Source organism: Prauserella salsuginis (assembly GCF_024648885.1).
Classification (GTDB): Bacteria; Actinomycetota; Actinomycetes; order Mycobacteriales; family Pseudonocardiaceae; genus Prauserella; species Prauserella salsuginis.
In genome coordinates this window covers 338,351-364,615 of record NZ_JANBBF010000009.1, presented here as the reverse complement: position 1 = coordinate 364,615, position 26,265 = coordinate 338,351, and the positions used below count along the sequence as shown (strand labels likewise).

Below are 26,265 nucleotides of genomic sequence, written 5' to 3'. Positions count from 1 at the left end.
GAACGTCCTCCCTCACTTCAACCCGCCCGCCGTGTCCAAACCGCTGCCGTGTCCGAACCGCTGCGTCCGCGCCCGCAGCGGCGCCCGGCCGGGCCGAATGCCGCGGCGAGCACGGCCGCCCTGTCAGGCCGGATACTCGTGCAGCGCCTTCGGCAGTCGGAACGTTCCGTCCAGTTCGGGCGGGAACGCGCAGGTTCGCGTGACAGCAGCGGCCGGTATCGGACCGTAGACGTGCGGGAACCACGGTGCACCCGGTTCGGGCGGATCGGCGGGCTCCCAGCGCAACGGGACGTCGAGGCGGGCCGGGTCGATCACGAGCAGGATCAGGTCGGTGCGGCCGGCGAACACACGCTCGGCCGGAAACTGCACGGTGCCGAAATCGCTGCAGTGCACGAACCCGACGTCGTCGAGCGAGGCGGGCCGGTACTCGCCGTCGCCCGGGACCGCGGCCCAGTCGGCCTCGGGACAGATGTGGAGGATCATCGCCGCACCCGACTCAACGCAGCGTGAACTGGCGGCCGATCAGGCCGTCGCGGGCGCGGCGCTCGGCGGCGTCCAGCGGTGTGTCGTCGAGCGAGGCGAACGCCTCCTGCAGTCGCGTGCCCAGCGCCTTGGCTGGTTCGACCCACTCGCGGGCGTGTGCCTCCGGGTCGAGGTCCCACACCGGAACCAGCAGCCCGTGCGCCCGGAACGAGCCGGCGAACTTCGTGTCCTCGCCAAGCGTCAGCGTGCCCGCGGCCGACAGGCGCGCAAGCGCTTGCATCAGGCGGTTCTCCTCGGCGGGCCACACCCACCGCAGGTGCGCCTTCTCCCCGGCCAGCACCCAGTAGGCGCCCGAGTCGAGACGTTCGGTCGGCATGATCGCCTCGTTGGCGCGCTGCAGCGACATCGCGACCTCGCCGGTCGGTTCCTCGCCCTCGGGCAGCCACCAGGAGAAGTCCTCGTGCACCTGGACGTCGAGTTCGGCCGAGGGGTCGAGCAGATCCTGCAACCGCTCGCCCGGCTGCGAGGGGCTGCGGGTGTCGGCGACCGACAGCACCTGCCCCGGCTGCGCGGTCAGCGCCCACGACAACGCCCTGCCCAGGTCACGGCTGATGTCGCCGGAACGGGTCTGCACCTGCAGTCCGACGTACACCTCGCCGTCGCCGCGCACGAACGCGGCCGCCGCCATGGGCAGCACCGACGCGATCGTCACCGTGCGGTCGCTGTGCTCGCCGGCCAGCGGCAGCGTCGCGGTCGCGGACGGCACGAACTCGCGCATCGCGATGAGCTCCGGCTCCGCCGCCAGGCCCTCGAACGGCCGCCCGACGAATACGTCGCGGACCTTCTCCTTGCGCTCCTTCTTCCGCGCGGCTTTGCCCACTGCGCTCGCCTCCCGGTCATGATTCGCCTGGCGGAAAACGCTACTCGACCGGCGATTCGGCTACGGTCGGCGGGTGTTCGATCCTGCCGACCCGGCCTTCCTCGCCGATCCGTACCCCGAATTCGCCCGCCTGCGCCGCACCGGCGGCGTCCACCACCACGACGGCCTCGGGCTCGCCGTGGCCGTCTCCCACGAGGCCGCCTCAGCCGTGCTGCGCAACCGATCGCTGGGCCGCATCTGGACGGACGCCACCCCGCTGGAACAGTTCGCCTCGTTCAACATGCTCCACCGGAACTCGCTGCTGGAGAACGAACCGCCTGCGCACACCCGGTTGCGCAGGCTCGTGCAGTCGGCGTTCGCGCGCGGGCACGTGGAACGGCTGCGGCCGACGGTGCAGGCGTTGGCCGCACGAATGGTCGACACGCTGGCGACCGCGATCCGGGAGGACGGCGAGGCCGATCTACTGGAGCACCTGGCGCAGCCGTTGCCGGTCGCGGTGATCGCCGAGCTGCTGGGCATTCCCGAGGAGGCGGGACCGCAGCTGGTCGAGTGGAGCAACGCGATCGTCAAGATGTACGAGTACGGCCTGCCCGACGACAAGCGGGCCGAGGCCGAACGCGCAGCCGAGGCGTTCGCCGGCCACCTGCGCGGCCTGGTCGACGAGCGGGCAGCCTCGCCCGGCGACGACCTGTTGAGTCACCTGGCGGTCGGTGAGCTGACGGGCGACGAGGCCGTCGCGACCGCCGTGCTGCTGCTGATGGCCGGGCACGAGGCCACCGTCAACGTCATCGGCAACGGCGTGCGGGCGCTGCTCGCCCACCGCGACCAGTGGGATCTGCTGGTCGCCGACCCCGGACTGGCCGACACGGCGACCGAGGAGCTGATCCGGTTCGACTCGCCGTTGCAGCTGTTCGAGCGCACGGCCACCGCCGACGTCGAGATCGCGGGCTTCGCCGTCCCCGAAGGTGGGAAGATCGCGGCGCTGCTCGGGGCTGCGGCGCGGGACCCCGAGGTGTTCGAGGAGCCGGACCGGCTCGACATCACGCGGGAGAAGAACCCGCACCTGGGTTTCGGCGGTGGCATCCATTACTGCCTGGGCGCCCCGCTGGCGCGGATCGAGATCGCCGCGGCACTGGAGGCCCTCGTGACCCGGTTGCCCGAGCTGCGCTTCGCCCGCGAACCGCAGCGCAGGGCGGAGTTCGTCATCCGCGGTCTGCGGGACTTCCCGGTGACGGTGCCGGCCGCGTGAGAAACGCCCACAGCGGAAGAGCCGTCAGCGGGTCGAGGTCTCCGGGCGGGGACGTCGATCCGGTTCGGGGGCGCCTGCCACCTTGACGACCTGTCGCAGCGCGAGCACGTCGGCGTCGACCGGGGACAACAGTCGGGTGATCCGGTTGACGAGCACCACCGTGACGATCGCCAGCCCAGCGGCGCAGGCATCGGTCAGCGCGCTGAGCACCACGCCGTCGGCGTCGGCCTGCACCCCGTCACGGAGCCGCCACACGACGGTGACGACGGCGAGGACGAAGTTGGCGCACCAGGTCGCCCACCAGGCCAGCACCAGCCGCGACGGCCGCGGCCGCTCGTGGGCGGGCCTGCGCAACGCCGCGTGTTCCAACTCGGCGATGATCGGTCCGGCCAGCAGCACGTTCATGCCCGGTACGAGTGTGCCGACGAGCACCTGCCACGGAGGCCGGGGCACGTCCTGCCCCGCGTCGGCCGCGGCCACCGACCGTGCGACGAACAGCCACCACAGCGCCGCACCCACGGCGAGCAGCGCCATGATCGGCGTCATCAGTGCGAATGCCAGCACGAACGCGTCCGACGTGCCCACGACCGCCGGGCTCAGCGCCGACGTACGGCTCTGCAGCAGGAGCACGTACCGCCAGACCTCGGCGATCGCTGCGAGCCCCGCCAACACGGCGAGCGCGATCAGCAGCGTGACAGCGTTCCTGCTGGTCGAACGCAGCCGCTGGCGGGGCTGCATACCTCCGGACGCGGTTCCTGGCACCGCCGTCGACGGGCGCCACACGAGGTTGGGGAAACCCCAGCGCGGCGGGGACGGGTACCGCGGCGGGCCGGTGTACGGCCTGCGCCGCCCGCGCGGGCGCGGGCGGGCCTCGCCCGGCGGGACGGTCGCGACCCACCGCACGCTCGGCCTCGGCTGCCTGCCCTGCTGCCGGTTCGGGTACCTGCCCGGATGCATCGCGGCTACAGCACCTCGGGTTCCGCCGCGTCGTGATCGGTTTCCAGCGCGCGGCCCTCGGTCTGCCAGGACTTCATGCCGCCCGCCACGTTGACGGCGTCGACCAGGCCTGCCGCGTTGAGCCACGCCGTCGCCTGCGCGGACCGACCACCGGTGCGGCAGATGACGTACACGGGACGGTCGTCGGGCAGTTCGGCCAGCTTGTCGGTACTGGCCGGCAGGTCGCCGAGCGGGATGTGCACCGCGCCGGGTGCGTGGCCCGCGGCCCATTCGTCGGCCTCACGGACGTCGAGCAGCACCGCGCCGTCGGCGGGCAGTTCGGACACGCGTGTCGTCGGGATCTCGGCTGGGTTCACCACGGCCCCATCGTCGCACGAACCGCGTCACTCCCGCGTAGGAGCGAGACCCCACCCACGCGGCGGGCACCGGCCGGGGGCATCAGCCGCTACTTGCGGTGGCGGCCCTGCGTGGTGCGGGTGTGTTCCTCGGCGCGCCCGAATCGCTGCACGGCGCGGTCCCGCATGAAGCCCAGCGGGTCGGGTGCGTGGAGTCGCAGCATGACGGCGCCGACGTCCTCGGGGACACGACTCGAGGTGGCGGTGCTGACGAGCACGGTAAGGCCGAACGCCACCGGCACGGTGACCAGCGCGGGCTGTTGAACCAGCCACGGCGCCCAGCCGCCGGTGTGGGCGGACACCGCGTTGAGCACCACCGCCAGCAGCACGAGACCGCCGCCGGTGCACATGCCGACCATCGCGCCCAGCCACGTGAGCCGCCGCCACCAGATCCCGAGCACGAGCAGCGGCGCGAACGTGGACGCGCCCAGTGCGAACGACATGCCCACGCTCAACGCCAGGTCGTCGATCGGCAGCGTCACGGCCAGCGCCACGGACACGGCCGCGACGCCCACGCTCGCCACCCGGTAGTCGCGCACTTTGCCCGCGAGCAGGTCGGTGGCGATCACCCCGGACATGCTGGACACGAGGCCGGACGCCGTCGAAAGGAACGCGGCGAACGCACCCGCGGCCAGGAGCGCGGCGAGGATCTGCCCCGTCACGCCCGACAGCATCGCCGTCGGCAGTGCGATCACGGCCGCGTCGGTGTCGCCGGTTATCAACAGCTCCGGGACGAACATCCGCGACAGCATCCCCAGCATCACGGGGAACAGGTAGAACAGCCCGAGCAGCAGCAGCACCTGCACGGTGGTGCGCCGGGCGGCCTTCCCGTCGGGGTTGGTGTAGAAGCGGGACAGCACGTGCGGCAGGCCCATCGTGCCGAGCAGCAGCGCCAGCAGCAGCGAGTACGTCGACAGCAGCCCGGTCAGGTCGGTGCTCGGCAGGAGCCAGTCGATGTTGGCCGACTTCGCCTGGTCGACGGTCGGGACGGCCGAGCCCCCGGGGAACGTCAGCTCGGCGCCCGCGTCGACGGTGTGCTCGGAGCCGGCGCGCCACGTGGTCCAGCCCGCGTCGCCGGAGCCGTCGTCGACGTGCACGCGGGTCGGGCTGTCGACGCGCAGGGTCACGTCCGTGTCGACCGTGACCGCGGTGCGCGCGGCGAAGTTCGGCGCTGCGGGTTCGTCGAGGCTGCCCGCCGACCCGGGGGCGCCCGCACCGCCGGTGACGAACACCGCGCACAGCACGAACGTCGGCGCGGCGATCGCGAAGAGCTTGAACCAGTACTGGAACGCCTGCAGCAGCGTGATGGCGCGCATGCCGCCGCCCATGACGTTATAGGCGATCACCACCGTGACCAGTACCGATCCTGCCCACGCCGGTGCGGGCATGATCATCGTCATCGCGAGGCCCGCGCCCTGCAGCTGCGGCAGCAGATACAGCACGCCGATGAACACCACGAACCACGTCGACGCGGTGCGCAGCGTCGGTGAGGACAGCCGCGCCTCCATGAAGTCCGGCAGCGTGTACGCGCCCGACCGGCGCAGCGGCCCCGCGACGAACAGCATCAGCGCGAGGAACCCGGCCGTGAATCCGATGGGGAACCACAGCGCGTCGGCACCTTCCTTGAGCACCAGTCCCGCGACGCCGAGGAACGAGGCCGCGGAGATGTACTCGCCCGCGATGGCCGCGGCGTTGCGCCGCGAGCGCACGGTACGGCGGGCGACGAGGAAGTCATGGGTGCTGCGCGCGAACCGCGAGGTGCGGTGACCGAGATAGAACGTCACCACCACGACCAGCGCGACGCTGACCAGGGCCCACGGGTTCACCTGTACGCACGCCTTCCTCGCGGAGTCTCCCGGCGGCTCGGCGTCAGTTCTCGATCATGTTCACGAAGTCCCGCTCGCGCCGCTCGGCCAGCCGGTTGTACCACAGTCCGACGCCGAACATGAGCGGGAACGGCGCCACGGCGAGGAGCAGCCACGGCAGTGGGAGGCCGGCGAGACGCAGCTCGGTGACGGCGGGCGCGACGTAGAACACGGCCGGGATCGCACACAGCACCGCGAGCACCAGCAGCCCGAGCAGCACCGCCGTGCGCAGCTGCACCTTCACGAGGTCCTTGATGAGCAGTTCGCCCCAGCTGGTCTGCTGCTCGAGTTCGACCCGCGCGCGCAGGCTCGTCGACGACCGGCTCGGCTCGGCCAGCACGACACGCTGCCTGCGGATCCGCGGCTGCCGGGGTTCGGAGGCGCGGGGTTCGGAGGCACGAGACTCCGTGGTTCGGGACGCCGCGGCTCGGGACGCCGAGTGCGATGTCGCCGCATGGGAGGGCCCCGACCGGAACGACCGTGGTTCCGGCGACCGCTGCGACGGCCGCTGCACGACCGGCTCGGGCGCGAACGGTTGCGCAGGTTTGCCGAGCGTCGGATCCGGTTCGCGGATGCCACCCGGCCTGTCCGCCGGCTCCGGTGGGTCCGTCGCGTCCCCCACGGCGCGTCACCCCGCTCGCGAGGAGCCGACCAGTTTGTCCTTGAGCGCCCGCGTGTGCCGCCGGGACACGGGCAGCACCTTCTCCTCGTCGCCCAGCACGACCTGGTAACCGCCCTGGGCCATGCGCAGTTCCGTGATCAGCGGCAGCGCGACGAGGTACGACCGGTGGATGCGCACGAACCCGGCCCCGCCCCAGCGTTCCTCCAGCTGGGCCAGCGGAATGCGCACCAGGTGGCTGCCCTCGGTGGTGTAGAGCCGTGCGTAGTCGCCCTGCGCCTCGACCCACCGCACCGACGAGCGGGGGATCAGCTTGGTCGTGCCCCCCAGCTCGACGGGGATGACCTCCTCGTCGCCCCCGGTCGCATCGTCGACGACCGGTTCCCCGGCCGCGCCGCCACCGGGCGTGCGGGCGGGCTGCGAGTCGAGCTTCTCGAGCACGCGGCCGATCGCCTTGTCGATCCGTTCCTGCCTGGCCGGTTTCAGCACGTAGTCGACCGCGCCGAGATCGAACGCATCGACGGCCTCGCTCGCGTAGCCGGTGACGAACACCAGCACCGGTGCGGGGTTCAGCGACGCGAACACCCGCGACATCTCCATCCCGGACAACCCGGGCATGTTGATGTCGGCGAACACCGCGTCGACCGGCGGCAGGCCGGCATCCTTACGCCGGTTGATGTCCTCGTCCTCGGATCCCAGCAGCCGCAGCGCCTCGGACGCGTCGACAGCGGGTATCACCCGGCCGACCACCTCGTTCGACTCGAGACAGTGCCGGAGCTGGTCAAGGCCGGGTAGCTCATCGTCAACCGCCAGGACGAGGAGCTTTCGGTTGTCATCACGAGCACTCACAGTGAGCGTCATCCTGCCGTGAGTACAGCGCGACTGTCTACACCGCTCCGGGCGAAACTCGGTGTCATAGGCCGAAACGTGACCATGCGGCGCGGTGTTCGAGCGCCGACAGCACCGCCGCCGCGGGTGCGCCCAGCCCCAGCCGCGCGGCCAGCGACTTCTTCGGCTCGGCCACCACGACCTCGGCATCCGGGTAGCGCTCCGACACCACGTCGCGCAGGTTGCCCACGCGGTCGACGAGGCCGAGGTCGGCGGCGCGCTGGCCGAGCCACACGTCGCCGGTGAACAGGTCCTGCTCCGCCGCAAGACGGCTGCCGCGACGCTCACGAACCCACTCGGTGAACAGGCCGTGCAGGTCGTCGTGCACGCCCTTGAGCCACTCGACGTCCTCGTCCTTCTCCGGGCTGAACGGGTCGAGCCTCGCCTTGTTCTGTCCCGCGGTGTGCAGGCGGCGCTCGATGCCGAGTCGGTCGATGAGCCCGGTGAACCCGAACCCGCCGCTGATCACACCGATCGAACCGACCTGCGACGTGCGGTGCGCGACGATCTCGTCCGCGGCGCAGGCGAGCCAGTAGCCGCCGGACGCGGCGACGTCCTCGCAGAACGCGATCACGGGCACGCCCTTCTCGTCGGCCAGTTGCCGGATGCGCTCGGCGATCAGGCCCGACTGGGTGGGCGCACCGCCCGGCGAGTTGATCTGCAGCGCGACGGCCTTGAGGTTGTCGTGACCAAAAGCCCTGGTCAGCGCCGATTCAACGGTCGAGAGGTTCAACACTCCCCTGCCGACCGGTGATGCGTGCTGCGTGATGATGCCGTGCAGCTTCACGACTGCGACGACATCGGAGTCCCTGCGCTCGATCCGGTCCCCTACGACGGGAATCCGACCCGCCAGCCCTCTCTTTGCCATGCTCCCCACCGTAGCCACGAGCGGCCCGCCGGGTGGCCGGCGAAACCCGGACGGGTCGATCTCGGCGGCGTGCTCAGCCGGACCGCTGCCCTGACGGTGGTTCGGGTTCGTCGTCGGCCCGCCGCTGCCGGCCGCCGCTCTTGCCACCGCGGGCTGCCGCCTGCGCGGCGCGCGCGGCCTGCTTGGCCTCCGACGCCTCCCGTGCGACCGGTCTGCGCGAAGGCTGCGAGGACGTCTGCCGCGATCCCTGCGCGGCGGGAGACGCCTCCGCGGGAGGCGCGGCAGGGGGCTGCTGCGTCGACGGAGGCTGCTGTGTCGACGGGCGCTGCGGTGCCTGCGCCGTCTGCGGTGCTTGTGGTGCTTGCGGTGCGGCCGCCGGGGTCATCCCGGGATGGGTCGCACCGCGTCGCCCCGGAGCCCCACCGGGCTGGCCGGGCGCGCCGGGGGGTCCTGCCGCCGGCGATCCCGCCGGTGGCGGGCCGGTTCGTCCCGGTCCGCGCTGCGCGGGTGCCGACGGCGGCGGTGCAGCGGCGCCGGACGCGCCCGCGCCCGCAGGATCCGCACTCGGCGACTCGGCACGCGGTGCCTCGGCATGTGCCTGCTGCGGATGCGAATATCCGGCGGTCGCAGAGCCGGAGCCCGCGGAACCGGAACCCGCGGCACCGGCCATCGACGTACCGGCACCCGCGCCTGCAGTCGGGACGCCGGCACCACTCGGGGCCTGGGCACCGGCACCGCCGGTGCCCGAGGCCACCGCGGTCTGTCCGTTCCCGCCCTGCCCGGCCGCACCGCCCTGCCCGGCTGCACCGTCCGGCGCGGCCAGCAGTGCCTCGTCGTCCGCGCTGCCCTCGGTGGCGAACTTCAACATGTCCGGCCGCACGCCGCGGACGAACTTCGGCACCCGCATCGTCACCTTCATGCCCGCGCCGGGCGCGGTCTCGACGATCAGCGAGTAGCGGTTGCCGAACACCTGGCTCATCCGGCGGTTGATGCCGGTCAGCCCGATGTGCGCGCTGGAACGCGAGTCGCGCATGCCGTCGAGCTGCTTCGGGTCCATGCCGACGCCGTCGTCCTCGACGCTGATCTCGGCCTCGGTGCCGTAGTCCTGCGCGGTCACGGTCACGGTGCCGCCGCCGGGCTTGTTGGCGATGCCGTGCTTGACGGCGTTCTCGACCAGCGGCTGGATCAGCAGGAACGGCACGACGACCGACTGCACCTCGGGTGCGATCTTCAGCCGCACGCCGAGCCTGCCGCCGTACCGCGCGCTCTCGATGGTCAGGTAACGGTCGATGTTGCGCAGCTCGTCCGACAGCGTCGTGAACGTGCCCTCGGTGCGGAAGCAGTAGCGCGTGAAGTCGGCGAAGTCCTGCAGCAGTTCCCGCGCCTCTTCGGGGTCGGTGCGGATGAGCGAGGAGATCGTGTTCAGCGCGTTGTAGACGAAGTGCGGCGAGATCTGCGCCCGCAGCGCCTTGATCTCGGCCTGGTGCAGCTGATGTTTGGTGTCCTCGAGCCGCGCCGCTTCGAGCTGCGTGCCGACGAACCGCGCGACCGCGTCGGCCATCTGCACGATGCGCTTGCCGCGGGTCTTGCCGACGACGATCAGCACCGCGTCGGTCTCACCCTCCACGATGAGCGGCACGAGAACGGCGGTGCGCATCTTGCAGGTGCCGCGGTGGTTGCACGGCATCTTGTCGTGCGAGACGACCTCGCGACGGTGTTTGCGGATGCAGGTGCCGATGGTGTCGACCAGGTCGACGTAGTGGTCGTTGGCCTCGCCGTCCCAGGCCAGCAGCGTGCCCTCACCGTCGGTGATGCCCACGGCGACGCCTTTGAGCAGCTGCAGCAACCGGCTGGTCAGTTTCTCGGCCGCGGCCTGGTCGAGTCCCTCCCGGAGTTCGAGCGGGGCCTTCGCCATGACGTACACGGCCTCGAGCACGGCGTCATCGATCGCGCTGGTCGGTTTGCGCCGCTTGAGCAGCACGACCGCGAGCGCGATCACCAGCAGCGCAATGATCGCCCCCAGGACGATCGGCACGGTCAGCTGCTCGGACACGGCGTCAATGCTGGAGGGTCACCGGCCCGGTGGCAAGGCCCGCAAGAGTACTTCGCGTATCCGATTCGACACGGCGCGTCATGGGCCACGTGGGCGACATACTCACTTGACGAGCCGTGACAACCGCCGATCGGCGAGTGGTTTGCCGCCGGTCTGGCACGTCGCGCAGTACTGGAACGCCTTGTCGGCGAAGGACACCTCACGCACCGTGTCGCCGCACACCGGGCACGGCAGGCCCGTGCGCCCGTGCACGCGCAGCCCGGACCGTTTCTCGCCCTTCAACCGCGCAGCGTCCTGGCCGACGGAACGCGTCACGGCGGCGGTGAGCACGCCGTGCAGGGCGTCGAACAGCGCATCGAGGTCCTCGGAGGTGAGCCTGGCCGGTGTCGCGTACGGCGACAGCCGCGCGGTGTGCAGGATCTCGTCGGAGTAGGCGTTGCCGATGCCGGCGATCGTCTTCTGGTCGGTCAGCACGGTCTTGATACGGCGCGTCTCGCCGGTGAGCAGGGATTCCAGGCGGTCGCGGTCCAGCCCCAGCGCGTCGGGCCCGAGCGCGGCGATGCTCGGCACGTCAGCAGGGTCGGCGACGATCCACGCGGCGAGGCCCTTCTTGGTGCCCGCCTCGGTGAGGTCGAATCCCACGTGCCTCGGCGCGGCGTTCGACTCCCCGCCGGACTCGTCGGCGGACAGGTGCGTGCGCAGGGCCAGCGGGTTCTTGCCACTCGGCCGGGGCGGCTTCGCCGGAAGGTCGTCGGACCACCGCAGCCAGCCCGCACGGGCGAGGTGGACGATCAGGTGCAGGTCGCCGCACTCGAGGTCGAGGTGCTTACCGTGGCGCCCCGCACCGGTGACCTCACGTCCCCGCAGATCCGTGTAGGCGGGCGTGACGGTTTTGAGCACGCTCAGCGACACCACGTCGATCCGAGTCACCGCGCGGCCGACCGCGTGCTCGCGCAGATGGTGTGCGAGCGCTTCGACCTCGGGTAACTCGGGCACGGCGGCTACTCCACGGGATGCAGCGGACCCTCGAAGTCCGGTAGGTCGTATTGGGATATCGACTTGGCGATGCGCTTCACCTCGCCGCCGATGTTGAACACGCCGCTGACCGTGCCGACCCAGCGTTCGGACGGGTGGTCACCGGCCGGGTCGCCGTCGGTTTCGGCAACGACCGTCCACGGCCTGCGCAGCACCCATCGGAGCGGGAAGAACAGTGCGACCAGCAACAGCCCGTACGGCACGAACTGCGGGATGACCAGGCGGTCCGGCATCGTCAGCAGCAGTGCTCCCGCCAGCGCGAATGCCACGCCCGCCATCATGACGCCCGGCGTGTAGTTGGCGGCGGCGTCGTGTTCGAAGTCGTCGGCGGTCGCCGGTTGACGCCACTCCATGTGCGCCCGGATGACCCATTCCCGGCCGTCGTTTCCTCGGACCAGCCGGTTCATCACGTTCCTCCGCAGCCCGCCGGTGTTCCTGTCCGTGACAGTTCCTGTGTCTCCACGTGCCGGAGTCCGGGAGTTCCGGACTCCGGAAGTGCCGGTGTCTGTCGGTAACAGACGTTACCGGGAGTGTCACTCTCCGCGGAAGTGGGCGGCGGCCGGTTTCCGGCCTTGGTGGTCCGGCTCCGACTTCGAAAGCCGGTGGTCGAAGCCGCCTGACCGGTCGTCCCCACCGCGGTCGGCGCGGTTGCCGGCACTGTTGCCCGCACTGTTGTCGGCGTGGTTGCCGGCACTGCCACGGCCAGCATCACCACGGCCAGCGTTGCCATGGTCTGTGTTGGCGTGGTCGGTGTTGCCGCGGTCGGCCCGCGGCGCGGGCTCCTGGGCGCTGCGGACTCCTGGACGTTCGGTCGGCCGGCCGAACCCGACGCCACGGTCCCGCTGAGACTCCTTGACCTTCTCGGCCCACGCCTGCGCCAGCCGCTTCGCCACCGGAGCGTTACCGCCGGACCTGGCCTGCTTCCGAGGTGGGCCGGCGTTGCGGCCCCGGTCGGCGCGGTCCCGGTCGGCTTTTGCGCGCACGCCCAGGTCGGAGCGCGCGGTGTCGCCTCCGGCCCGGTCGGCGGTGTTCGCCTCGCCGTCGGAACGGGCGGCCCCCTCGGATGCGCCGTTGCCCCCGGGTCGGCCGTTGTCCTTGGATGCGCCGTTGTCCTTGGATGCACCGCTGCCCTTGGATGCACCGCTGCGCCCCTGCGGTTCGTTCCCACGGTCGCCGCGGGGCCCGGACTGCGCCGGACGCCGGGGCTGCGCAGCGTCGCGACTCCGCGGTGAGTCCCCGGAATCGGCTGCGGGCACGGTGTAGTCGGTGTCGGCCATCGGCGCACGTTCGCGGTCGGCCCCGGATCCGAACTCGCCACGGTGCGCAGCGCCGTCACGTTCGGCAGCGCCAGGTTCGGCAGCTTCAGGTTCGGCAGCGCCACGGTTCGCAGGACCACGGTTCGCAGCGCCGTCGTGCTCGGCCATGCGGTCGACGTCGGGGGCGGCCGGTGCGGGTTCGACGAGCTGCAGGCCGCCGCGTGACCCACCGTGCAGTCCGATCACCTGGCGTTCGTCCCCTTCGGGAAGCCCGGCGACGCCGGCAACTCCCGCCGCGCCGACCGCGACCGTCGAGGCAACCGCGAGCCCGACCTTCACGTGGCCGCTCAGCGCAGCGAGACCACCCGCGGTGCCGGATACCGCGCCCGCCGTCGACCCGGCTCCGGCCGCGGACCCCGCCACCGAGGACACGGCCCCCGAGGCCGCTCCGGTGCCGCCCCAGTTAGCGACGACCCCGGCCGCTGGCACGAGCAGCACCAGCACGCCGGCGTGCGAACGCAGCGAGGAGCACACGTCGCGCAGCTCGTCGTGCGTCGCGCGGCACGACGAGCACGCCGCCAGGTGTGTCTTGACCTTGCGCGCCTCGGCGCCGGTGACGCTGCCCGCGGTGTATCCGCCGAGCTTCTCGACGATCGTGCGGCAGCCGTTGTCGCTGCGCCCGGTCGCGAGGTGGGCCTGCAGGTACGCGGCGCGCAGCCCGATCCGCGCGCGGCGGGCGAGCGCGGCCGTCGCGTTGGGGCTGAGACCGAACTCGGGCGCGACGTTCGCCGGCTGCACCCCTTCGACCTCGGTCTGCCACAGCACCGTGCGCCACCGCTCGGGCAGGCTCGAGAACGCACGCGTGATCAGTGACGCCTCGGCGGTGGAGCTCTGCGTGTCCGCACCCGCGCCGACGCGGGTCGTCAGCTCGTCGTCGCTGACCGGGACGTCGCGGCGCGCGGCCTGCCACTCCCACGTCACGCGGCGCGCGACGGTCAGCAGGTATGCACGGACGTTGTCCTTCGGGCCGTTGCCACGGCGGACCGCCTGCAGCACCCGGAAGAACGTCTCCGCGGTGATGTCCTCGGCCTCGGACCCGTCCCGTGCCAGCCCGCGGGCGAGCCGCCGGACCGAAGCCACATGGAGTTCGAACAACTCCCCGAACGCGTCTTCCTCACCTTGTCGTAGCCGCTCGAGCAGCATCGCCTCGTCGGTCGCGGACACCGTGCGTTCCATTCAGCCAGCCACCCCCTAAGGCCTGCCCGGACCCCCTCGCCACGCGCAGGCACCAGTTGAATGTTGAACACGATACGGAGAGTGGAGCCGTTACGTCACCCCTCTGCCAACCCCCTGACGCCAACGTGTAAAGTTCTGGGGCGTAACGGGGAAGGCACGCCGGAACCGAATACACCGAGAACTTCATCAAGTGGACAAGTCCACATGCGGACGTAGCGCAGCTGGTAGCGCATCACCTTGCCAAGGTGAGGGTCGCGGGTTCGAGTCCCGTCGTCCGCTCCACCGAAGAGGCCCTCGTGCAGTGCACGGGGGCCTCTTCTCGTGCTCGAACCTCCCTGTACTCGAGCCTCCCTGCGCTCGGACCTCCCCGTACTCGAGCCTCATTCTGGCGGGACCTTCCCGTAGCCGGACCCTCTCGTGCCGAACTCTTCCGATGTGAGCCTCGTTTCACCCGGGCTGATTCACGTCTCCGGACCTTCGTTCACCCCGGTTTCCGGCACCGCCCGTCACATCACCCGCGTGCGACCTGCATTTATCACAGCTGTGATAATTTCGAGTCATGGCTCATCTCGACGTCGCAGCCGTGGGCTACTCGCTCCCCGACGGCAGGCCGCTACTGAGCGATGCCACGCTGCATCTCGGCTCCGGCGAGCGGATCGCGCTGATCGGGGCGAACGGAGCGGGCAAGAGCACGCTGCTAAAGATCATCACCGGCGAGCTCGCCCCTGATACCGGAGCGGTCGCCCGCGAAGGCCGGCTCGGCGTGATGCGCCAGTTCGTGACCGGAACGACCGTGCGGGAGCTGTTGCTGTCCGTCTCCCCACCCTCGATCAGACACGCGTCCGAGCGGCTGGCGCGCGCCGAAGCCAGGATGACCGAACGGGACACCACGGACACCCAGCTGACATTCGCGTCGGCGCTCACCACCTGGGGCGATGCGGGCGGCTACGACTCCGAGGTGTTGTGGGACGTCTGCACGACGACAGCGCTCGGACTGTCGTTCGACGAGGCCCGGGATCGACCGGTGGACACGCTCTCCGGTGGGGAGCAGAAACGGCTCATCCTGGAAGCGCTGCTCAGAGGGCCCGACGAACTGCTGCTGCTCGACGAGCCCGACAACTCGCTCGACGTGCCGGGTAAGCGGTGGCTCGAACAACGACTGTCCGAGACCGACAAGGGCGTGCTCTTCGTCAGCCACGACCGCGAGCTGCTGGCACGGACCGCCACCGGCATCGTGACGCTCGAGCTCGGTACAGCAGGCAACACGACCTGGCTGCACGGGGGCGGCTTCACCGACTATCACCAGGCCCGCGCGAACCGTTTCGAACGCCTGGAGGAACTCCGGCGGCGCTGGGACGAGGAGCGGGAGAAGCTGCGCTCCCTGGTGCGGTTGTACAAGCAGAAGGCCGCCTACAACTCGGACATGGCCTCCCGGTACCGGGCGGCGCAGACGCGGTTGGAACGGTTCGAGCAGGCCGGACCACCTCAGCAGAATCCTCGGGAGCAGCAGCTGGCAATGCGGTTGCGCGGCGGCCGGACCGGAAAACGGGCGCTCGTATGCGAAAGCCTGGAGCTGACCGGTCTGACGCGTCCGTTCGACGTGGAGGTCCGGTACGGCGACCGTGTCGCGGTGCTCGGTTCGAACGGCTCCGGCAAGTCGCACTTCCTCCGGCTACTCGCCGCGGGCGGCACCAACCCGGAGCCGGGGCATGCGCCGGTGAGCGGCATGGCGATCGATCCGGTGCAACACAGCGGTTCGGCACGGCTGGGCGCGCGCGTCCGGCCCGGCTGGTTCGCGCAGAACCGGGGGCGGCCGGATCTCGTGGGGCGGAGCCTGCTCGACATTCTGCATCGCGGTGACGAACACCGTGCGGGAATGCCACGGGAGGACGCGGCCAGAGCGCTCGCCCGCTACGAACTCGCCAGGGTTGCCGAGCAGCGCTTCGACGCGCTTTCGGGAGGCCAGCAGGCCAGGGTCCAGATCCTGCTGCTCGAACTGGGCGGGGCGACGATGCTGCTGCTGGACGAGCCGACGGACAATCTCGATCTCGTTTCGGCCGAAGCGCTGCAGCAGGCGCTGGACGCGTTCGCAGGCACGGTGATCGCCGTGACCCATGACCGCTGGTTCGCCCGCGACTTCGATCGTTTCCTCGTCTTCGGTTCCGACGGGACGGTCGGCGAAAGCGTGGCTGCCGTCTGGGACGAGCCGACAGCCGAACGGAAAGGGACCTGACCATGCCGCCACGGATCGAGCCCGAACACAGGCGCCGACAGGTGATCGAGGCCGCGTTCCGCATCGTCGTCGCGGCCGGGCTGGAAGGGTTGTCGCTGCGCAAGGTCGCCGAGGAGGCCGGGCTCAACATCGGTTCGGTCCGCCACTACTTCGACGGGCACCTCGACCTGCTCGCCGCGGCCGCACAGGAGGCAGGCGACCGGATGGCCCGACGGCTCGCGAAACATCCGGTCGAACAGCTCGGGGAGTTGCGAGGCACCGATGCCCTCGATGCGGTTCAGGCGCTCATCGAAGAGGTACTGCCACTCGACGAGCAGCGGCGCGACGAAACGATCGTCGTGGTCGAACTCGTGATGGCGTCCCGGACCAGACCTGTGTTCCACGAGATGGCGGAACGCATGGGAACGGACCTCGCCGATGTACTGCAGATGGCATTGCAGGCGCTCGGTGTGCGTGCTCCCGGAACGGAGAGCGCCCGATTGGCGGCACTGATCAGCGGCATGACCGTCGAGGCGGTCACCCCGCACAGCGAGTTCGGGCCGGATGTCATCCGGGCGACACTTCGGGCGCAGTTGGAAGCCCTGGTCCCGGGTCCGACGGCGAGCGCGGGGAGTACCGGTTCGCTCGAAGACACCCCGTGATCGACGTGGAGGACATCGATGTGGAGGAAAATGAGAAGAGGCCCCGTGCGGCGCACGAGGCCTCTTCCACTGCTCCCCCTCTGTTCCCCTCCGGACCCCGTGGCCCGGTTCCTCCCCCTCGTGATTCCCCCTCGAACCGGGCCACGGATTCAGCGAAGCGACCGCCCACCGTGTCGGCGTCGGGATCGTGCCGGGCGCTGCGCTGTGACCATGCGTCCACGATGTCGCGACCACGGGCGCCCGGGCTTCAGGGAAACCCCGCGATCGGGGCGAGTGAAACTACTCAGGTTTCGCGGGCGGCCCGCGGGCTCGTCACTCGCGCCACGCCAGCGGCGACAGGGTGAGCGCGGCTTCGGCGACCCGGCGGGCTGTGGTCGTGGTCAGGGTCCGCTGGGCACTGTCGATCCACTCGCCGGCGCCTGCGACACCGATGTGACGGTATTCGACGGCCTGGAGCAACATTTCGAGCTTGTCGGCGTCGCGGGCGCAACGGGCTTCGGCGCTGGCCGCGTTCTCGTACTCGTCGACGGCGCCGCGCACGCTGTCACGGGCGGGCTGCGGCAGTGCGGACGTCTGGTCGGCGGTGATCCGCCGCGGGTCCGGCTTGTCGACGTACGGTTTCGCCGAGTGGGGCAGGTCGCCGGTGCGGGTCTCCTGCGTGTCGTGCCACAGTGCGAGGTAGGCGGCACGTTCCGGGTTCGCACCCTCCTCCGTGGCGAGCAGGCCCGCGAGCTGGGCGACGCGCATCGTGTGCTCGGCGACGGACTCCGGGTCCCGCACGCCCGCCTGCCACCAACCGGCACGGCGGATGCGCTTGAGCACGCCGAGCTCGTACCCGAACGCCGCGAGCCGATCATCACTCATGAGCCGCCGAACCTCCACCTGCCGTCTCCCCGGCGAGGCTAGCGAAAAGCGGCCGGCGTCGCGCCCGAAACCCTCAGCGGGTGATCGGCTCGCGCAGCAGTGCGACGGTCGACGCGGCGGCAGCTGCCAGCCACACGAGCGGACCGGACAGACCTCCCAGCGGATCGACGTGCCCCGGGACAACCATGACCGGAATGAAGATCGCGTCGACGGCCCCGAGTACGAGCAGGTTCAGCCAGTACCCCCGTCGGCTGTTCGTCCGGTTCATCGTGATCGCGACCGCGATGGCCTGACAGCCGAGCACGACGGCGCACGCGAAGAACATCGCACTCTCGGCAGCAGCCTCCGCGGCCGGCGCGAGGAGACCGGCTCCGGCCAGCATCGACACTCCGAGACCGACGTGAAGCACACCCCAGAGCACGTACAGCCCCGTGGCGACAACCGACCACCTCAGTTGTTTCACGGCGTGAATATTACACATCGTGTAGTATTTCGGGAATGGCGGACGCAGCGGAACGGAACTCGAGGGCACCGGCCTCGGAGCCGGCCGAGACAGGCGGGGTGAGCGCAGCGGCCGGGACCGTTCCGACAGGGCAGTCGTCGGAACCGGACGTCGCGGGCCCGGCGGTCCTGGATGCGCTGCGCGCCCTGCACGCCTCGCACGACGTGCTGCTCGAGCGGGTCGCCGAGCGGTACGGAATCGGGCGCAACGATCTGCGCTGCCTGGAGATACTCGAGCGCGAGGGGCCGATGCGGCCGCAACACCTTGCCGAGCGGAGCAGGCTCAGCCCGGCGGCCATCACCAAGGTCGCCGACCGGCTGGTCCGCTGCGGCTTCGTCGTCCGGCAGACCGACGAGGCGGATCGTCGCGGCTACGTACTACGCGTCTCGACCGGCCACGGCCGGCTGCGCGCCTCCACCTGGGACGCTGTCCGCGCGGACGCGACGGCGGCACTCGGCGAGCTCTCGCCCGCCGAGGCCGCACTGCTGGTACGCATCGCAGCCGCGTTGACCGACATCAACACCCGCCACGCCGAGCGACTCGAAGGCCCGACATGAGGGGCGGCCACATGAAGGTCCGCGCATTCGAACCGGCAGATGAACGACCTGCACCGCAACACGCTGCCGGAAGCCCGCGGCACACACCCGGACCTGCTGCCGTTCCTCGGGCCCGAGAGGGCCGCCACGTGAGCCCGCGTCACGACCCGGCCGACGGGCGTTTCGGGCGGTAGACGCGGCCGAAGCTACGCGGGCTGTCGTCGTGGACGTCGACGAGTTCCCAGTCGACCCTGCGGCCGCCGGGTACGTCGAAGATCCGCACGCCGTCACCGAGGAACACCGGCGCCACGAAGACCTGCAGCTCGTCGACGAGGTCGTGCTCCAGTGCCTGCCTGGCGATGTCGGCACTGATGATCTGGATGTCGGCTTCGCCCGCGATCTCCTGCGCCCTGCGGATCGCCTCGACGACGTCGCAGTTCATGGCGGTGACGTTCGGGTCGTCGACGAGCTCCTCCGGCCGGTGGGTGAGGACGAACTCGGTGCCGGACCACGCGCCGCCGTAGGGCTCGGACGTGAGCTCGTCCCGTTCGCCTCGCTGCGCCTGTGCGGCGTCGTAACCGTCGCGGCCGGAGATGATCACGGCGACCTCGCCCGCCATCCGTTCGACCGCACCCTCGGCCAGCGGTTCCGCGGCCGACATCCAGCTCATGTCGTGTCCGGGCCCTGCGATGAACCCGTCGATCGAACACGTGAATCCCCAGGCGACCTTGCCCACATTAGCTCCCGCAGCCCATGTCAGCTCCCATAGTTCGAAGGACAGCGAACCTAACAGCCCGCACCGACACTCCGGGCGTCGTCGAGTACCCCGACGGCACCACCGGAGAACCACCGCGGGACCACGGGCCGATCGCACGATCCTGCCGCTGCCTCATGCGACCCGGCGAGGAAGGATTCGGCGTTGAATGCTCATGCGCGCTACACGCGGTACGTCAACGCACGGGTGATCAAGGAACGCGTGCAGGCCGTGGGCGTCGCGGTCGTCGGCGTGGGAATGATCGCCGGCGGGTTCGTCGCGCTGAACGACGACGACGTCACGTGCGGCGGACAGGTCATGGAACAGGGCGAGGTCTGCGAGGAGACCCGCCACGGCGAGACCACCGATGAACGCGGCTACGAGGCCCAGTCCGAGGAGAACACCCTCACCGGCTGGCTGCTCACCGGCGGTGGCGCGGCGATGGTCGTCGGCGGCGGATTCTGGTCGGCGACCGCGTTCACCAGGAAGAAGCGCATCACACTCGACGAGGCCGCCGCCGGTCTCAACCCGACGACCGTGGTGACGGCTCGCCGAGCCGGCCGGACGCAGGGCGGGCACTGGCAGCCCGCGCCCACCCAGGCTCCGTCACCGATGCAAGCGCCGCGTGCCGCGTCACCGCAGCACCCGCCGCAGCCCCAACATCCACCGCAGCCCCAACATCCACCGCAGCCCCCGCATCCGTCGCAGCCCCAGCATCCGCCGTACGACCAACAGCCGCCGAACGGCACGCAGCACCACCACGGACCGCAGTACCCGCTCCGCTGACCGTCGCGGCTCCACGCCTGCACGGTCGCGGCTCCACGCCACTGCCGACACCTGCTCCCCGCACCACCGCCGACGACTTCATCGGAACGCCACCCACCGGCACGCACCGCGGCCCCGATCGCGGCGCCCCGCTCCGGAATCGACGTCACCCCGGCGCCCTGTACCGTGCGGGACTCGTGAATGCCGATGCCGCGGAACGTTCGATCACCCGGGGGCGTTGACGGCACGTGCTGCGGATGGCGATCGAACCGAGAGCCCTGATAGTCGTTGCCGGACTGCCGGGTTCGGGCAAGAGCACATTGTTGCGCAGCATCGAATCGGACACTCCGCTCGTCATGCTCGATTCGGACAGAACCCGCGACCGGTTCGCGGCACTGCTGCCTGCCGGCACGCCGTACTCCTACTACCGACCGGCGGTGCACCTGGTGCACCGGTTGGCGGTCAGCGCCGTCATCCTGCGGCGGCGGGGCGCGGTCGTGGTTCACGATCCGGCGACCGGGGTGCCGACGCGCGCGTGGTTGGTCTCGCTCGGCGTGCTGAGCCGGCGGCCGCGGCACTTCCTGTGGGTCGACTGCCTGCCAGCCGACGCGGCGGCCGGGCAGCGCGCCAGGGGCCGCGTGGTGCGCAAGGGCTCGTTCGCCCGGCATCTGCGGCGATTGCCGCGAATGCGGGCCACCCTGCGCACCGGTCCCCGCGGCTGGCACACCACGACGGTCGTCGACCGTGACACCGCGGCCGCGGGGCTGGAGCTGACATTCCGGACGGCTGCGTCGAATCCGGACTGACCGGGGCCGGCCCGGATCGAGCACGGACGAGGACCGAGCACCCGCCCAGCCGACCAGCCGGGTCACCGGGGACTAACTCGCCACGCGCTGCCGCCTGCGCACGCGCTTGACCGCCGGCCCCGCGAGCAGTGCCACCACGAGCAACCCGTACAGCACCAACGCGATGGGACTCGCGAACAGCAGTCCGACATCCCCTTGTCCGATCGCCATGGCACGACGCAGTTCGGTTTCCGCCAACGGGCCCAGGATCACGCCGATCAACACGGGGGCGATCGGGAATCCGTAACGCCGCAACAGGAAACCGAGCGCTCCGACCACGTACAGCAGCACGACGTCGACGATCGAACTCTTCGCCGTGTACACGCCGAGCGTGGCGAACACGACGATGCCGGCGTAGAGGTAGTTGCGCGGGATGCGCAACAGCTTGGCCCAGACCGGCGCGAACGGCAGGTTGATCAGCAGCAGGATCACGCTGCCGATGAACAGACTCGCCAGCAGCGCCCAGATCAGGTCCGACTCCTCGGTGAACAGCAGCGGACCCGGCTGCATGCCGTACTGCTGGAAGGCACCGAGCATGATCGCGGCGGTAGCCGACGTCGGCAGCCCCAGGCCGAGCAAGGGCACCAGGGACGTGGCCGTGGTGGCGTTGTTGGCCGCTTCGGGACCGGCGACGCCTTCGATCGCGCCCTTGCCGAACTCGCTGTCGCCGCGGCGTTTCGCGAGGTTGCGCTCCGCTCCGTAGGACAGGAACGTCGGGATCTCGGAGCCGCCTGCCGGGATGATGCCGAACGGGACGCCGAGGGCCGTTCCGCGCAGCCACGGCCGCCACGAGCGCCCCCAGTCACGGCGCGACATCCACGGCCGTCCCGGCGTGATCGTCTGCGTGGCGGGGGTCCTGCCCGCGGTCGACGCCACGTGCAACACCTCACCGATGGCCAGCAGCCCGACGGTCACGACCACGATGCTGATGCCGTCGAGCAGCTGCGGGGAACCGAAGGTGAAGCGCACCGCACCGGACTGTTCGTCGATGCCGACGAGCGCGATCGTCAGCCCGAGTCCCAGCGAGGTGAGACCGCGCAGTTTGTTGCCGGAAACGATCGCCGCCGTAGCGACGAAGGCGAAGATCGCCAGTGCGAAGAAGTCGGCAGGACCGAAGCTGACCGCGAGGTCCACCATCACCGGGGAGAAGAACACGACCAGCGTCACCGCGATGATGCTGGCGACGAACGATCCGATCACCGCGGCGGCGAGCCCCTGCGGTGCCCGGCCGTTCTTGGCCATCGGGAAGCCTTCGAAAGCGGTGACCATCGAGGAGCTCTGGCCGGGGGTGTTCAGCAGGATCGCCGTCGTAGCACCGCCGAACTGCCCTCCGAAGTAGACACCCGCGAACATGATGAACGCGCCCGTGGGGTCGAGCGTGAAGGTCAGCGGCACGAGCAGCGCGACCGCCATGGCGGTGCCGAGGCCGGGCAGCACTCCGACCGCGGTTCCGAGAATCACGCCGATCAGGCACCACAGCAGGTTCTCCGGCGTGAGCGCTTCGGCGAAGCCGTTACCGAGCAGTGACAGGGTTTCCACTCAGACCACCGCCCCGAGAATCCCTGCGGGCAGCGCCATGCCCAGTCCCGCGGAGAACGCCAGTTGGGCCACAGCCGACATCACGAACGCCACCCCGATGTCGCGCAGCACGTTGCGGCCACCGAGCGCGTAGGAGACGCCGAAGAACAGTCCCGCACCGGCGATCAGCCAGCCCAGCGGTTCGAGCAACACCACGTGCAGCACCAGTGTCGCGGCCACCATCCCGAACGGTTTCCAGTCGATCGGGGGCGGCGCGTCCGATTCGGACGGACCGCCGAGCCTCCGCTCTGCCGCGCCGTCGCCGGCCTCCGTGTCACCGTCGTCCGTGTCGCCCGCGTCCATGTCGCCGGGCTCCGTGTCGCCCGCGTCGACGGGCTCCCTGCGGACGTGCTGCAGGACGAGCAGTGCGCTCAGCACCAGCAGCAGGGCGGCAACGACGTACGGGAAGAACTGCGGGCCGAGGAACGCACCGTTGTCCGGGACGTCCATCGTCACCGTGCGCGTGAGCACGACGACGCCGATGACCGCGACCGTACCGGCGACGATCAACTCACCGCGTGGTTTGCGGCCGCGGGCAGCGGGCCGCTGGGTTGTCGAGGTCGTCATGCCAGCCCCAGCTCCTTGCTGATCTCGGTGATGCGGGCGGTCTCGCGTTCGACGAACCGCTCGAACGGCTCGCCGGTGAGGAACGTGTCCTGCCATTCCTGCGTGTCGAGCGTGTCCTGCCACTGCTCGGTCCCGTGGACCTGTTCGAGCAGGGTTTCCAGCTCGCGACGTTGCCCGTCGGACAGCCCGGGCGGGGCGACGACACCGCGCCAGTTCGCCAGTTCGACGTCGACGTTCTGTTGCCGGAACGTCGGGATGTCGATGCCGTCCACCGGTTCGGCGGCCGACAGTCCGAGCGCACGCACCTCGCCGCTCTCGATCTGGGCCGCGAACTCGTCGTACCCGGACACGCCGACGTCGAGGCTGCCGTTGAGCAGACCCGCCACGGCCTCGCCGCCACCCGCGTACGGGATGTAGTTCAGCCCGCCGGGGTCGGCCCCCGCCTCGTCCATGAGCATGCCCGCGAGCAGGTGATCGGTTCCGCCGACGGAGCCGCCGCCGACCGCCACCGATCGGGGATCGTCGCGCCAGCGTTGAAGGAGATCGTCGAGATCCTTGATCGGCGAGTTCGCGGGCACGACGACGACGCCGTAGTCGTTGGCCAGCCGCGCGATCGGGGTCACGTCGGTGAGGTCGTGGGGAGTACCTGTCGCCGCGATCGAGCCCATCATGACCGTGCCGGTCATCATGAGCGTGTCACCCCTGCCGGACTGGTTGACGACCCGAGCGAGCCCGATGGCACCGCCCGCGCCCGGCACGTTCAGCACCTCGGTCGTGTTCACGTAGCCGTTGCTGTCCACAACGGACTGGATCTCCCTGCCGACGCTGTCCCAGCCACCACCGGGTGCGGCGGGCACCGTGATGTTCAGCCGATCCCTGGGTCCGGAACCGGCCTCCGCGCTGCTCATGACGTCGACCACGGCAACGCCGACGAGTGCGACGGTGGCGACGGCCGCCACGACGCGAGTCAGTGGTCTCATCGCTCGCCGCTCGGGTTTCGCGCTCTCCGGGGAGGCACTCGCGGTCATGGTGCTCCTTCGCGTACGTCGTCGGGCGCGTCAGCGGTCCAGTCCGCGGACCGTTTTTCGCGGTCCATCTTCCGTGGTCCACTAGACGGTCTTTTATGACCACAGTGCGGACCGTGCGCTACTATAGAGCCCGACCACGTCCGCGACAATGTCCGTGCAGGAGTTGATTTCGCGTGCCCACCACCGACGACCCCCCGGCCGGCGGCGCCGCAGGAGACAATGCACAGGCCTCGCCGGTCCGCAGTGTGGTGCGCGCGCTGGATCTGCTTGCGCTGTTCACCGAGGACCACGCCACCTGGACCGTGCGGGAACTGACCGAGACGAGCGGCCTGGCCAAGACCACGGTGCTCCGGCTCGTCGACACCCTGCAGCAACGGGGCCTGCTCTGGTCCGGCGAACAGGGGCGGATCTCGGCGGGTCCTGGCCTGCTGCGCTGGGCCAGCCTCGCGCAGACCGCATGGCGGGTACCGGAACAGGCGCGCCACGTGATGCGCGGACTGTCCGACGCCTGCGGTGAGACCGTGAACCTCTACGTGCGTTCCGGTACGACCAGGATCTGCGTGGAGCAACAGGAGGGCAGACGCAGCGTCCGGCACATCGTGCGTGTCGGTGACGAGCTGCCGCTGTGGGGCGGGGCGGCGAGCAAGGTGTTGCTGAGCGGGGCGGACGAACGGTCGCTCGCGGCGGTCCTCGCGCTCGACCCCCACGGGCGGACGATCGACCAACTCCGGGCCGAGCTCGCCGAGGTCGCGGCCCGCGGCAGCGCCGTCAGCCACGGCGAGCGGGAGGTCGGGGCCTCCGGGCTGGCCGCCCCGGTCGTCGGCGACGACGGTGCCGTCCTCGCCGCACTGGCGCTCGGAGGGCCCACTCCGCGCTTCACTGCCGAGGCGGTCGCGGACTTCGAGGGGAAGGTTCGGGACGCGGCGAGCCGCATCTCGCGGATCGGCATCGGAGGACGGGCATGACCGGCGGACTGTTGCACGGCGTGCGGGTACTGGACCTGACGAACGTGCTCGCGGGGCCGTACGCCAGCTACCAGCTCGCCCTCTTCGGGGCGGACGTCGTCAAGGTCGAGACGCCGGGCAGCGGCGATCTGGCGCGGCAGCTCGGAGCGGACGCCGAACTGAACCAGGCGCGCCTGGGCACGTCGTTCCTCGCCCAGAACGGCGGAAAGCGGTCACTGACGCTGAATCTCAAGAGCGCCGAGGGCAAGGAGATCTTCGCCGACCTCGTCCGGGGCAGCGCGGTGGTACTGGAGAACTTCCGGCCCGGCGTCCTCGCGCGGCTCGGATTCGACTGGGACCGGCTGCGTGAACTCAACCCGCGGCTCGTCTACTGCGCCATCTCCGGCTTCGGCCAGCACGGCCCGATGGCCGACCGCCCCGCCTACGACCAGATCATCCAGGGGCTGTCCGGAATGATGAGCACCACGGGCACCACCGACACCGCGCCGCTGCGTGCCGGCTACCCCATCTCGGACACCCTCGGCGGGATGACGGCGGCGTTCGCGGTGTGTGCCGCGCTCTCGAACGCGGAACGCACCGGCGAAGGGACGTGCCTCGATCTGTCCATGATGGACACCGCGATGACCGCGATGGGCTGGGCGATGTCGAACTATCTGATCGCCGGTGTCGAGCCACGGCCGATGGGAAACGAGAACGCCACCGCAGCGCCGTCCGGCACGTTCGGGACCGCCGACGGATTCCTGAACATCGCCGCGAACAAACAGGAGCAGTTCGAGGCGTTGTGCGTCGAGATCGGCCGTCCGGAACTGAGCACCGACCCGAGATTCGCCGCACGCGAGGACCGCAAGGCCAACCGCGAGGTGCTCCGCGAGGAGGTCGAGCGTGGCCTGCGGACGAAACCCGCGGAGTACTGGGAGCAGGCGTTGTCCGCCGCCGGGATTCCGGCGGCACGGGTGCTCGGCGTACCGGAGGTCCTCGAACTGGACCAGGTCCACGAGCGCGAACTGGTGCACGAACTGCCCTTCCCCGGCGGCGACTCCGGCACCGTGCGCGTGCTGGGCAGCGGGGTGCAGGTGAACGGGCAGGCAGCCGCCCCGGACAGTGCGCCGCCACTGCTCGGTGAGCACACGGACGAACTGCTGGCCGACCTCGGCTACGACACCGACGAGATCACCGAACTACGCAGCTCTGGAGTGGTGTGAC

General features: G+C 70.5%; 25 protein-coding genes, 1 tRNA gene and 1 pseudogene. 9 read left to right on the top strand and 18 right to left on the bottom strand.

The window, feature by feature from the left end; all coding sequences use genetic code 11:
* Window positions 1-123 precede the first annotated feature (123 nt).
* Together LY40_RS08485 and LY40_RS08480 are read right to left on the bottom strand one after the other, a co-directional pair.
* The gene (locus LY40_RS08485; protein WP_183780613.1) at window positions 124-483 is read right to left on the bottom strand and encodes a DUF952 domain-containing protein; all 360 of its coding nucleotides are present in this window, start codon (window positions 481-483) and stop codon (window positions 124-126) included.
* A gap of 13 nt (window positions 484-496) precedes the next feature.
* Complete coding sequence (locus LY40_RS08480; RefSeq protein ID WP_183780617.1) at window positions 497-1,363, bottom strand: DUF5926 family protein; 867 nt, start codon at window positions 1,361-1,363, stop codon at window positions 497-499.
* Between the two features lie 73 nt (window positions 1,364-1,436).
* Here LY40_RS08480 and LY40_RS08475 point away from each other — a divergent pair, with 73 nt between their 5' ends.
* Entirely contained in the window at window positions 1,437-2,612 is a 1,176-nt protein-coding gene (locus LY40_RS08475; RefSeq protein ID WP_183780620.1) for a cytochrome P450, read from the top strand.
* Between the two features lie 24 nt (window positions 2,613-2,636).
* Here LY40_RS08475 and LY40_RS08470 read toward each other — a convergent pair whose 3' ends face one another.
* From LY40_RS08470 to LY40_RS08425, 10 genes and pseudogenes are all read right to left on the bottom strand, one after another.
* The gene (locus LY40_RS08470) at window positions 2,637-3,569 is read right to left on the bottom strand and encodes a DUF4328 domain-containing protein (RefSeq protein ID WP_258936461.1); all 933 of its coding nucleotides are present in this window, start codon (window positions 3,567-3,569) and stop codon (window positions 2,637-2,639) included.
* A gap of 5 nt (window positions 3,570-3,574) precedes the next feature.
* Window positions 3,575-3,925, bottom strand: a complete 351-nt coding sequence (locus LY40_RS08465) for a rhodanese-like domain-containing protein (protein WP_183785117.1) — start codon at window positions 3,923-3,925, stop codon at window positions 3,575-3,577.
* An 89-nt stretch (window positions 3,926-4,014) separates the two neighbouring features.
* Window positions 4,015-5,790: a sodium/solute symporter gene (locus LY40_RS08460; protein WP_258936460.1), complete on the bottom strand. Its 1,776-nt coding sequence runs from the start codon at window positions 5,788-5,790 to the stop codon at window positions 4,015-4,017.
* A gap of 43 nt (window positions 5,791-5,833) precedes the next feature.
* The gene (locus LY40_RS26365) at window positions 5,834-6,451 is read right to left on the bottom strand and encodes a hypothetical protein (RefSeq protein ID WP_258936459.1); all 618 of its coding nucleotides are present in this window, start codon (window positions 6,449-6,451) and stop codon (window positions 5,834-5,836) included.
* 6 nt (window positions 6,452-6,457) lie between these two features.
* Entirely contained in the window at window positions 6,458-7,309 is an 852-nt protein-coding gene (locus tag LY40_RS08450) for a LytR/AlgR family response regulator transcription factor (protein ID WP_183785120.1), read from the bottom strand.
* 52 nt (window positions 7,310-7,361) lie between these two features.
* The gene (locus LY40_RS08445; protein ID WP_258936458.1) at window positions 7,362-8,204 is read right to left on the bottom strand and encodes a S49 family peptidase; all 843 of its coding nucleotides are present in this window, start codon (window positions 8,202-8,204) and stop codon (window positions 7,362-7,364) included.
* A 799-nt stretch (window positions 8,205-9,003) separates the two neighbouring features.
* Window positions 9,004-10,266, bottom strand: a pseudogene (locus LY40_RS08440) (sensor histidine kinase); the annotation flags it as partial.
* Window positions 10,267-10,359: 93 nt separating this feature from the next.
* A complete protein-coding gene (locus LY40_RS08435; protein ID WP_258936457.1) occupies window positions 10,360-11,253 on the bottom strand; it encodes an Fpg/Nei family DNA glycosylase in 894 nt (297 codons plus the stop codon).
* A gap of 5 nt (window positions 11,254-11,258) precedes the next feature.
* A complete protein-coding gene (locus tag LY40_RS08430; protein WP_183780636.1) occupies window positions 11,259-11,699 on the bottom strand; it encodes a DUF983 domain-containing protein in 441 nt (146 codons plus the stop codon).
* 126 nt (window positions 11,700-11,825) lie between these two features.
* Window positions 11,826-13,784, bottom strand: coding sequence for a sigma-70 family RNA polymerase sigma factor (locus tag LY40_RS08425; RefSeq protein WP_258936456.1), 1,959 nt, complete (start codon window positions 13,782-13,784; stop codon window positions 11,826-11,828).
* Window positions 13,785-13,990: 206 nt separating this feature from the next.
* On the opposite strand from LY40_RS08425, the gene LY40_RS08420 reads away from it, so the two are divergent.
* The 3 genes from LY40_RS08420 (at window position 13,991) to LY40_RS08410 (ending at window position 16,658) form a co-directional block, all read left to right on the top strand.
* Window positions 13,991-14,066 (top strand) — tRNA-Gly (locus LY40_RS08420).
* A gap of 277 nt (window positions 14,067-14,343) precedes the next feature.
* Window positions 14,344-16,017: an ABC-F family ATP-binding cassette domain-containing protein gene (locus tag LY40_RS08415; protein WP_258936455.1), complete on the top strand. Its 1,674-nt coding sequence runs from the start codon at window positions 14,344-14,346 to the stop codon at window positions 16,015-16,017.
* Between the two features lie 2 nt (window positions 16,018-16,019).
* Complete coding sequence (locus tag LY40_RS08410) at window positions 16,020-16,658, top strand: TetR/AcrR family transcriptional regulator (protein ID WP_258936454.1); 639 nt, start codon at window positions 16,020-16,022, stop codon at window positions 16,656-16,658.
* A gap of 312 nt (window positions 16,659-16,970) precedes the next feature.
* Here the strand turns inward: LY40_RS08410 and LY40_RS08405 are convergent, their stop codons facing one another.
* Both LY40_RS08405 and LY40_RS08400 read right to left on the bottom strand, forming a co-directional pair.
* Window positions 16,971-17,522 carry an HD domain-containing protein gene (locus tag LY40_RS08405; protein WP_258936453.1) on the bottom strand — a complete coding sequence of 184 codons (552 nt, stop codon included), beginning with the start codon at window positions 17,520-17,522 and terminating at the stop codon, window positions 16,971-16,973.
* A gap of 73 nt (window positions 17,523-17,595) precedes the next feature.
* Window positions 17,596-17,985, bottom strand: coding sequence for a hypothetical protein (locus tag LY40_RS08400; RefSeq protein WP_221212664.1), 390 nt, complete (start codon window positions 17,983-17,985; stop codon window positions 17,596-17,598).
* A 35-nt stretch (window positions 17,986-18,020) separates the two neighbouring features.
* On the opposite strand from LY40_RS08400, the gene LY40_RS08395 reads away from it, so the two are divergent.
* Window positions 18,021-18,581 (top strand): MarR family winged helix-turn-helix transcriptional regulator, encoded by a 561-nt coding sequence (locus tag LY40_RS08395; protein WP_183780659.1) that lies wholly within the window; start codon window positions 18,021-18,023, stop codon window positions 18,579-18,581.
* A gap of 139 nt (window positions 18,582-18,720) precedes the next feature.
* On the opposite strand, the gene LY40_RS08390 is transcribed toward LY40_RS08395, so the two are convergent.
* Window positions 18,721-19,296 carry a dihydrofolate reductase family protein gene (locus tag LY40_RS08390; protein WP_258936452.1) on the bottom strand — a complete coding sequence of 192 codons (576 nt, stop codon included), beginning with the start codon at window positions 19,294-19,296 and terminating at the stop codon, window positions 18,721-18,723.
* Between the two features lie 183 nt (window positions 19,297-19,479).
* On the opposite strand from LY40_RS08390, the gene LY40_RS08385 reads away from it, so the two are divergent.
* Together LY40_RS08385 and LY40_RS08380 are read left to right on the top strand one after the other, a co-directional pair.
* Entirely contained in the window at window positions 19,480-20,100 is a 621-nt protein-coding gene (locus tag LY40_RS08385; protein ID WP_258936451.1) for a hypothetical protein, read from the top strand.
* 236 nt (window positions 20,101-20,336) lie between these two features.
* Window positions 20,337-20,885, top strand: coding sequence for an AAA family ATPase (locus tag LY40_RS08380; RefSeq protein ID WP_258936450.1), 549 nt, complete (start codon window positions 20,337-20,339; stop codon window positions 20,883-20,885).
* 72 nt (window positions 20,886-20,957) lie between these two features.
* On the opposite strand, the gene LY40_RS08375 is transcribed toward LY40_RS08380, so the two are convergent.
* The 3 genes from LY40_RS08375 to LY40_RS08365 are packed head-to-tail and all read right to left on the bottom strand — an operon-like array spanning window position 20,958 to window position 24,097.
* Window positions 20,958-22,463 carry a tripartite tricarboxylate transporter permease gene (locus LY40_RS08375; protein ID WP_258936449.1) on the bottom strand — a complete coding sequence of 502 codons (1,506 nt, stop codon included), beginning with the start codon at window positions 22,461-22,463 and terminating at the stop codon, window positions 20,958-20,960.
* Window positions 22,464-23,069, bottom strand: a complete 606-nt coding sequence (locus LY40_RS08370; protein ID WP_258936448.1) for a tripartite tricarboxylate transporter TctB family protein — start codon at window positions 23,067-23,069, stop codon at window positions 22,464-22,466.
* On the bottom strand, window positions 23,066-24,097 hold the full coding sequence (locus LY40_RS08365; RefSeq protein ID WP_183780679.1) for a Bug family tripartite tricarboxylate transporter substrate binding protein: 1,032 nt from the start codon (window positions 24,095-24,097) through the stop codon (window positions 23,066-23,068). The genes LY40_RS08370 and LY40_RS08365 overlap by 4 nt, the downstream gene beginning before the upstream one ends.
* Before the next feature lie 173 nt (window positions 24,098-24,270).
* Here LY40_RS08365 and LY40_RS26360 point away from each other — a divergent pair, with 173 nt between their 5' ends.
* Both LY40_RS26360 and LY40_RS08355 read left to right on the top strand, forming a co-directional pair.
* Window positions 24,271-25,062, top strand: coding sequence for an IclR family transcriptional regulator (locus LY40_RS26360; protein ID WP_258936447.1), 792 nt, complete (start codon window positions 24,271-24,273; stop codon window positions 25,060-25,062).
* A complete protein-coding gene (locus tag LY40_RS08355) occupies window positions 25,059-26,264 on the top strand; it encodes a CaiB/BaiF CoA transferase family protein (RefSeq protein WP_258936446.1) in 1,206 nt (401 codons plus the stop codon). The genes LY40_RS26360 and LY40_RS08355 overlap by 4 nt, the downstream gene beginning before the upstream one ends.
* Window position 26,265: the final 1 nt, after the last annotated feature.

Excerpts from the sequence above, each read along its gene's own strand:
- LY40_RS08445 (WP_258936458.1), bottom strand. The coding sequence starts at position 8,204 with ATGGCAAAGAGAGGGCTGGCGGGTCGGATTCCCGTCGTAGGGGACCGG.
- LY40_RS08430 (WP_183780636.1), bottom strand. The coding sequence starts at position 11,699 with ATGAACCGGCTGGTCCGAGGAAACGACGGCCGGGAATGGGTCATCCGG.
- LY40_RS08425 (WP_258936456.1), bottom strand. The coding sequence starts at position 13,784 with ATGGAACGCACGGTGTCCGCGACCGACGAGGCGATGCTGCTCGAGCGG.
- LY40_RS08380 (WP_258936450.1), top strand. The coding sequence starts at position 20,337 with ATGGCGATCGAACCGAGAGCCCTGATAGTCGTTGCCGGACTGCCGGGT.
- LY40_RS08470 (WP_258936461.1), bottom strand. The coding sequence starts at position 3,569 with ATGCATCCGGGCAGGTACCCGAACCGGCAGCAGGGCAGGCAGCCGAGG.
- LY40_RS08410 (WP_258936454.1), top strand. The coding sequence starts at position 16,020 with ATGCCGCCACGGATCGAGCCCGAACACAGGCGCCGACAGGTGATCGAG.
- LY40_RS08365 (WP_183780679.1), bottom strand. The coding sequence starts at position 24,097 with ATGACCGCGAGTGCCTCCCCGGAGAGCGCGAAACCCGAGCGGCGAGCG.
- LY40_RS08415 (WP_258936455.1), top strand. The coding sequence starts at position 14,344 with ATGGCTCATCTCGACGTCGCAGCCGTGGGCTACTCGCTCCCCGACGGC.
- LY40_RS08395 (WP_183780659.1), top strand. The coding sequence starts at position 18,021 with ATGGCGGACGCAGCGGAACGGAACTCGAGGGCACCGGCCTCGGAGCCG.
- LY40_RS08485 (WP_183780613.1), bottom strand. The coding sequence starts at position 483 with ATGATCCTCCACATCTGTCCCGAGGCCGACTGGGCCGCGGTCCCGGGC.
- LY40_RS08450 (WP_183785120.1), bottom strand. The coding sequence starts at position 7,309 with ATGACGCTCACTGTGAGTGCTCGTGATGACAACCGAAAGCTCCTCGTC.
- LY40_RS08370 (WP_258936448.1), bottom strand. The coding sequence starts at position 23,069 with ATGACGACCTCGACAACCCAGCGGCCCGCTGCCCGCGGCCGCAAACCA.
- LY40_RS08355 (WP_258936446.1), top strand. The coding sequence starts at position 25,059 with ATGACCGGCGGACTGTTGCACGGCGTGCGGGTACTGGACCTGACGAAC.
- LY40_RS08405 (WP_258936453.1), bottom strand. The coding sequence starts at position 17,522 with ATGAGTGATGATCGGCTCGCGGCGTTCGGGTACGAGCTCGGCGTGCTC.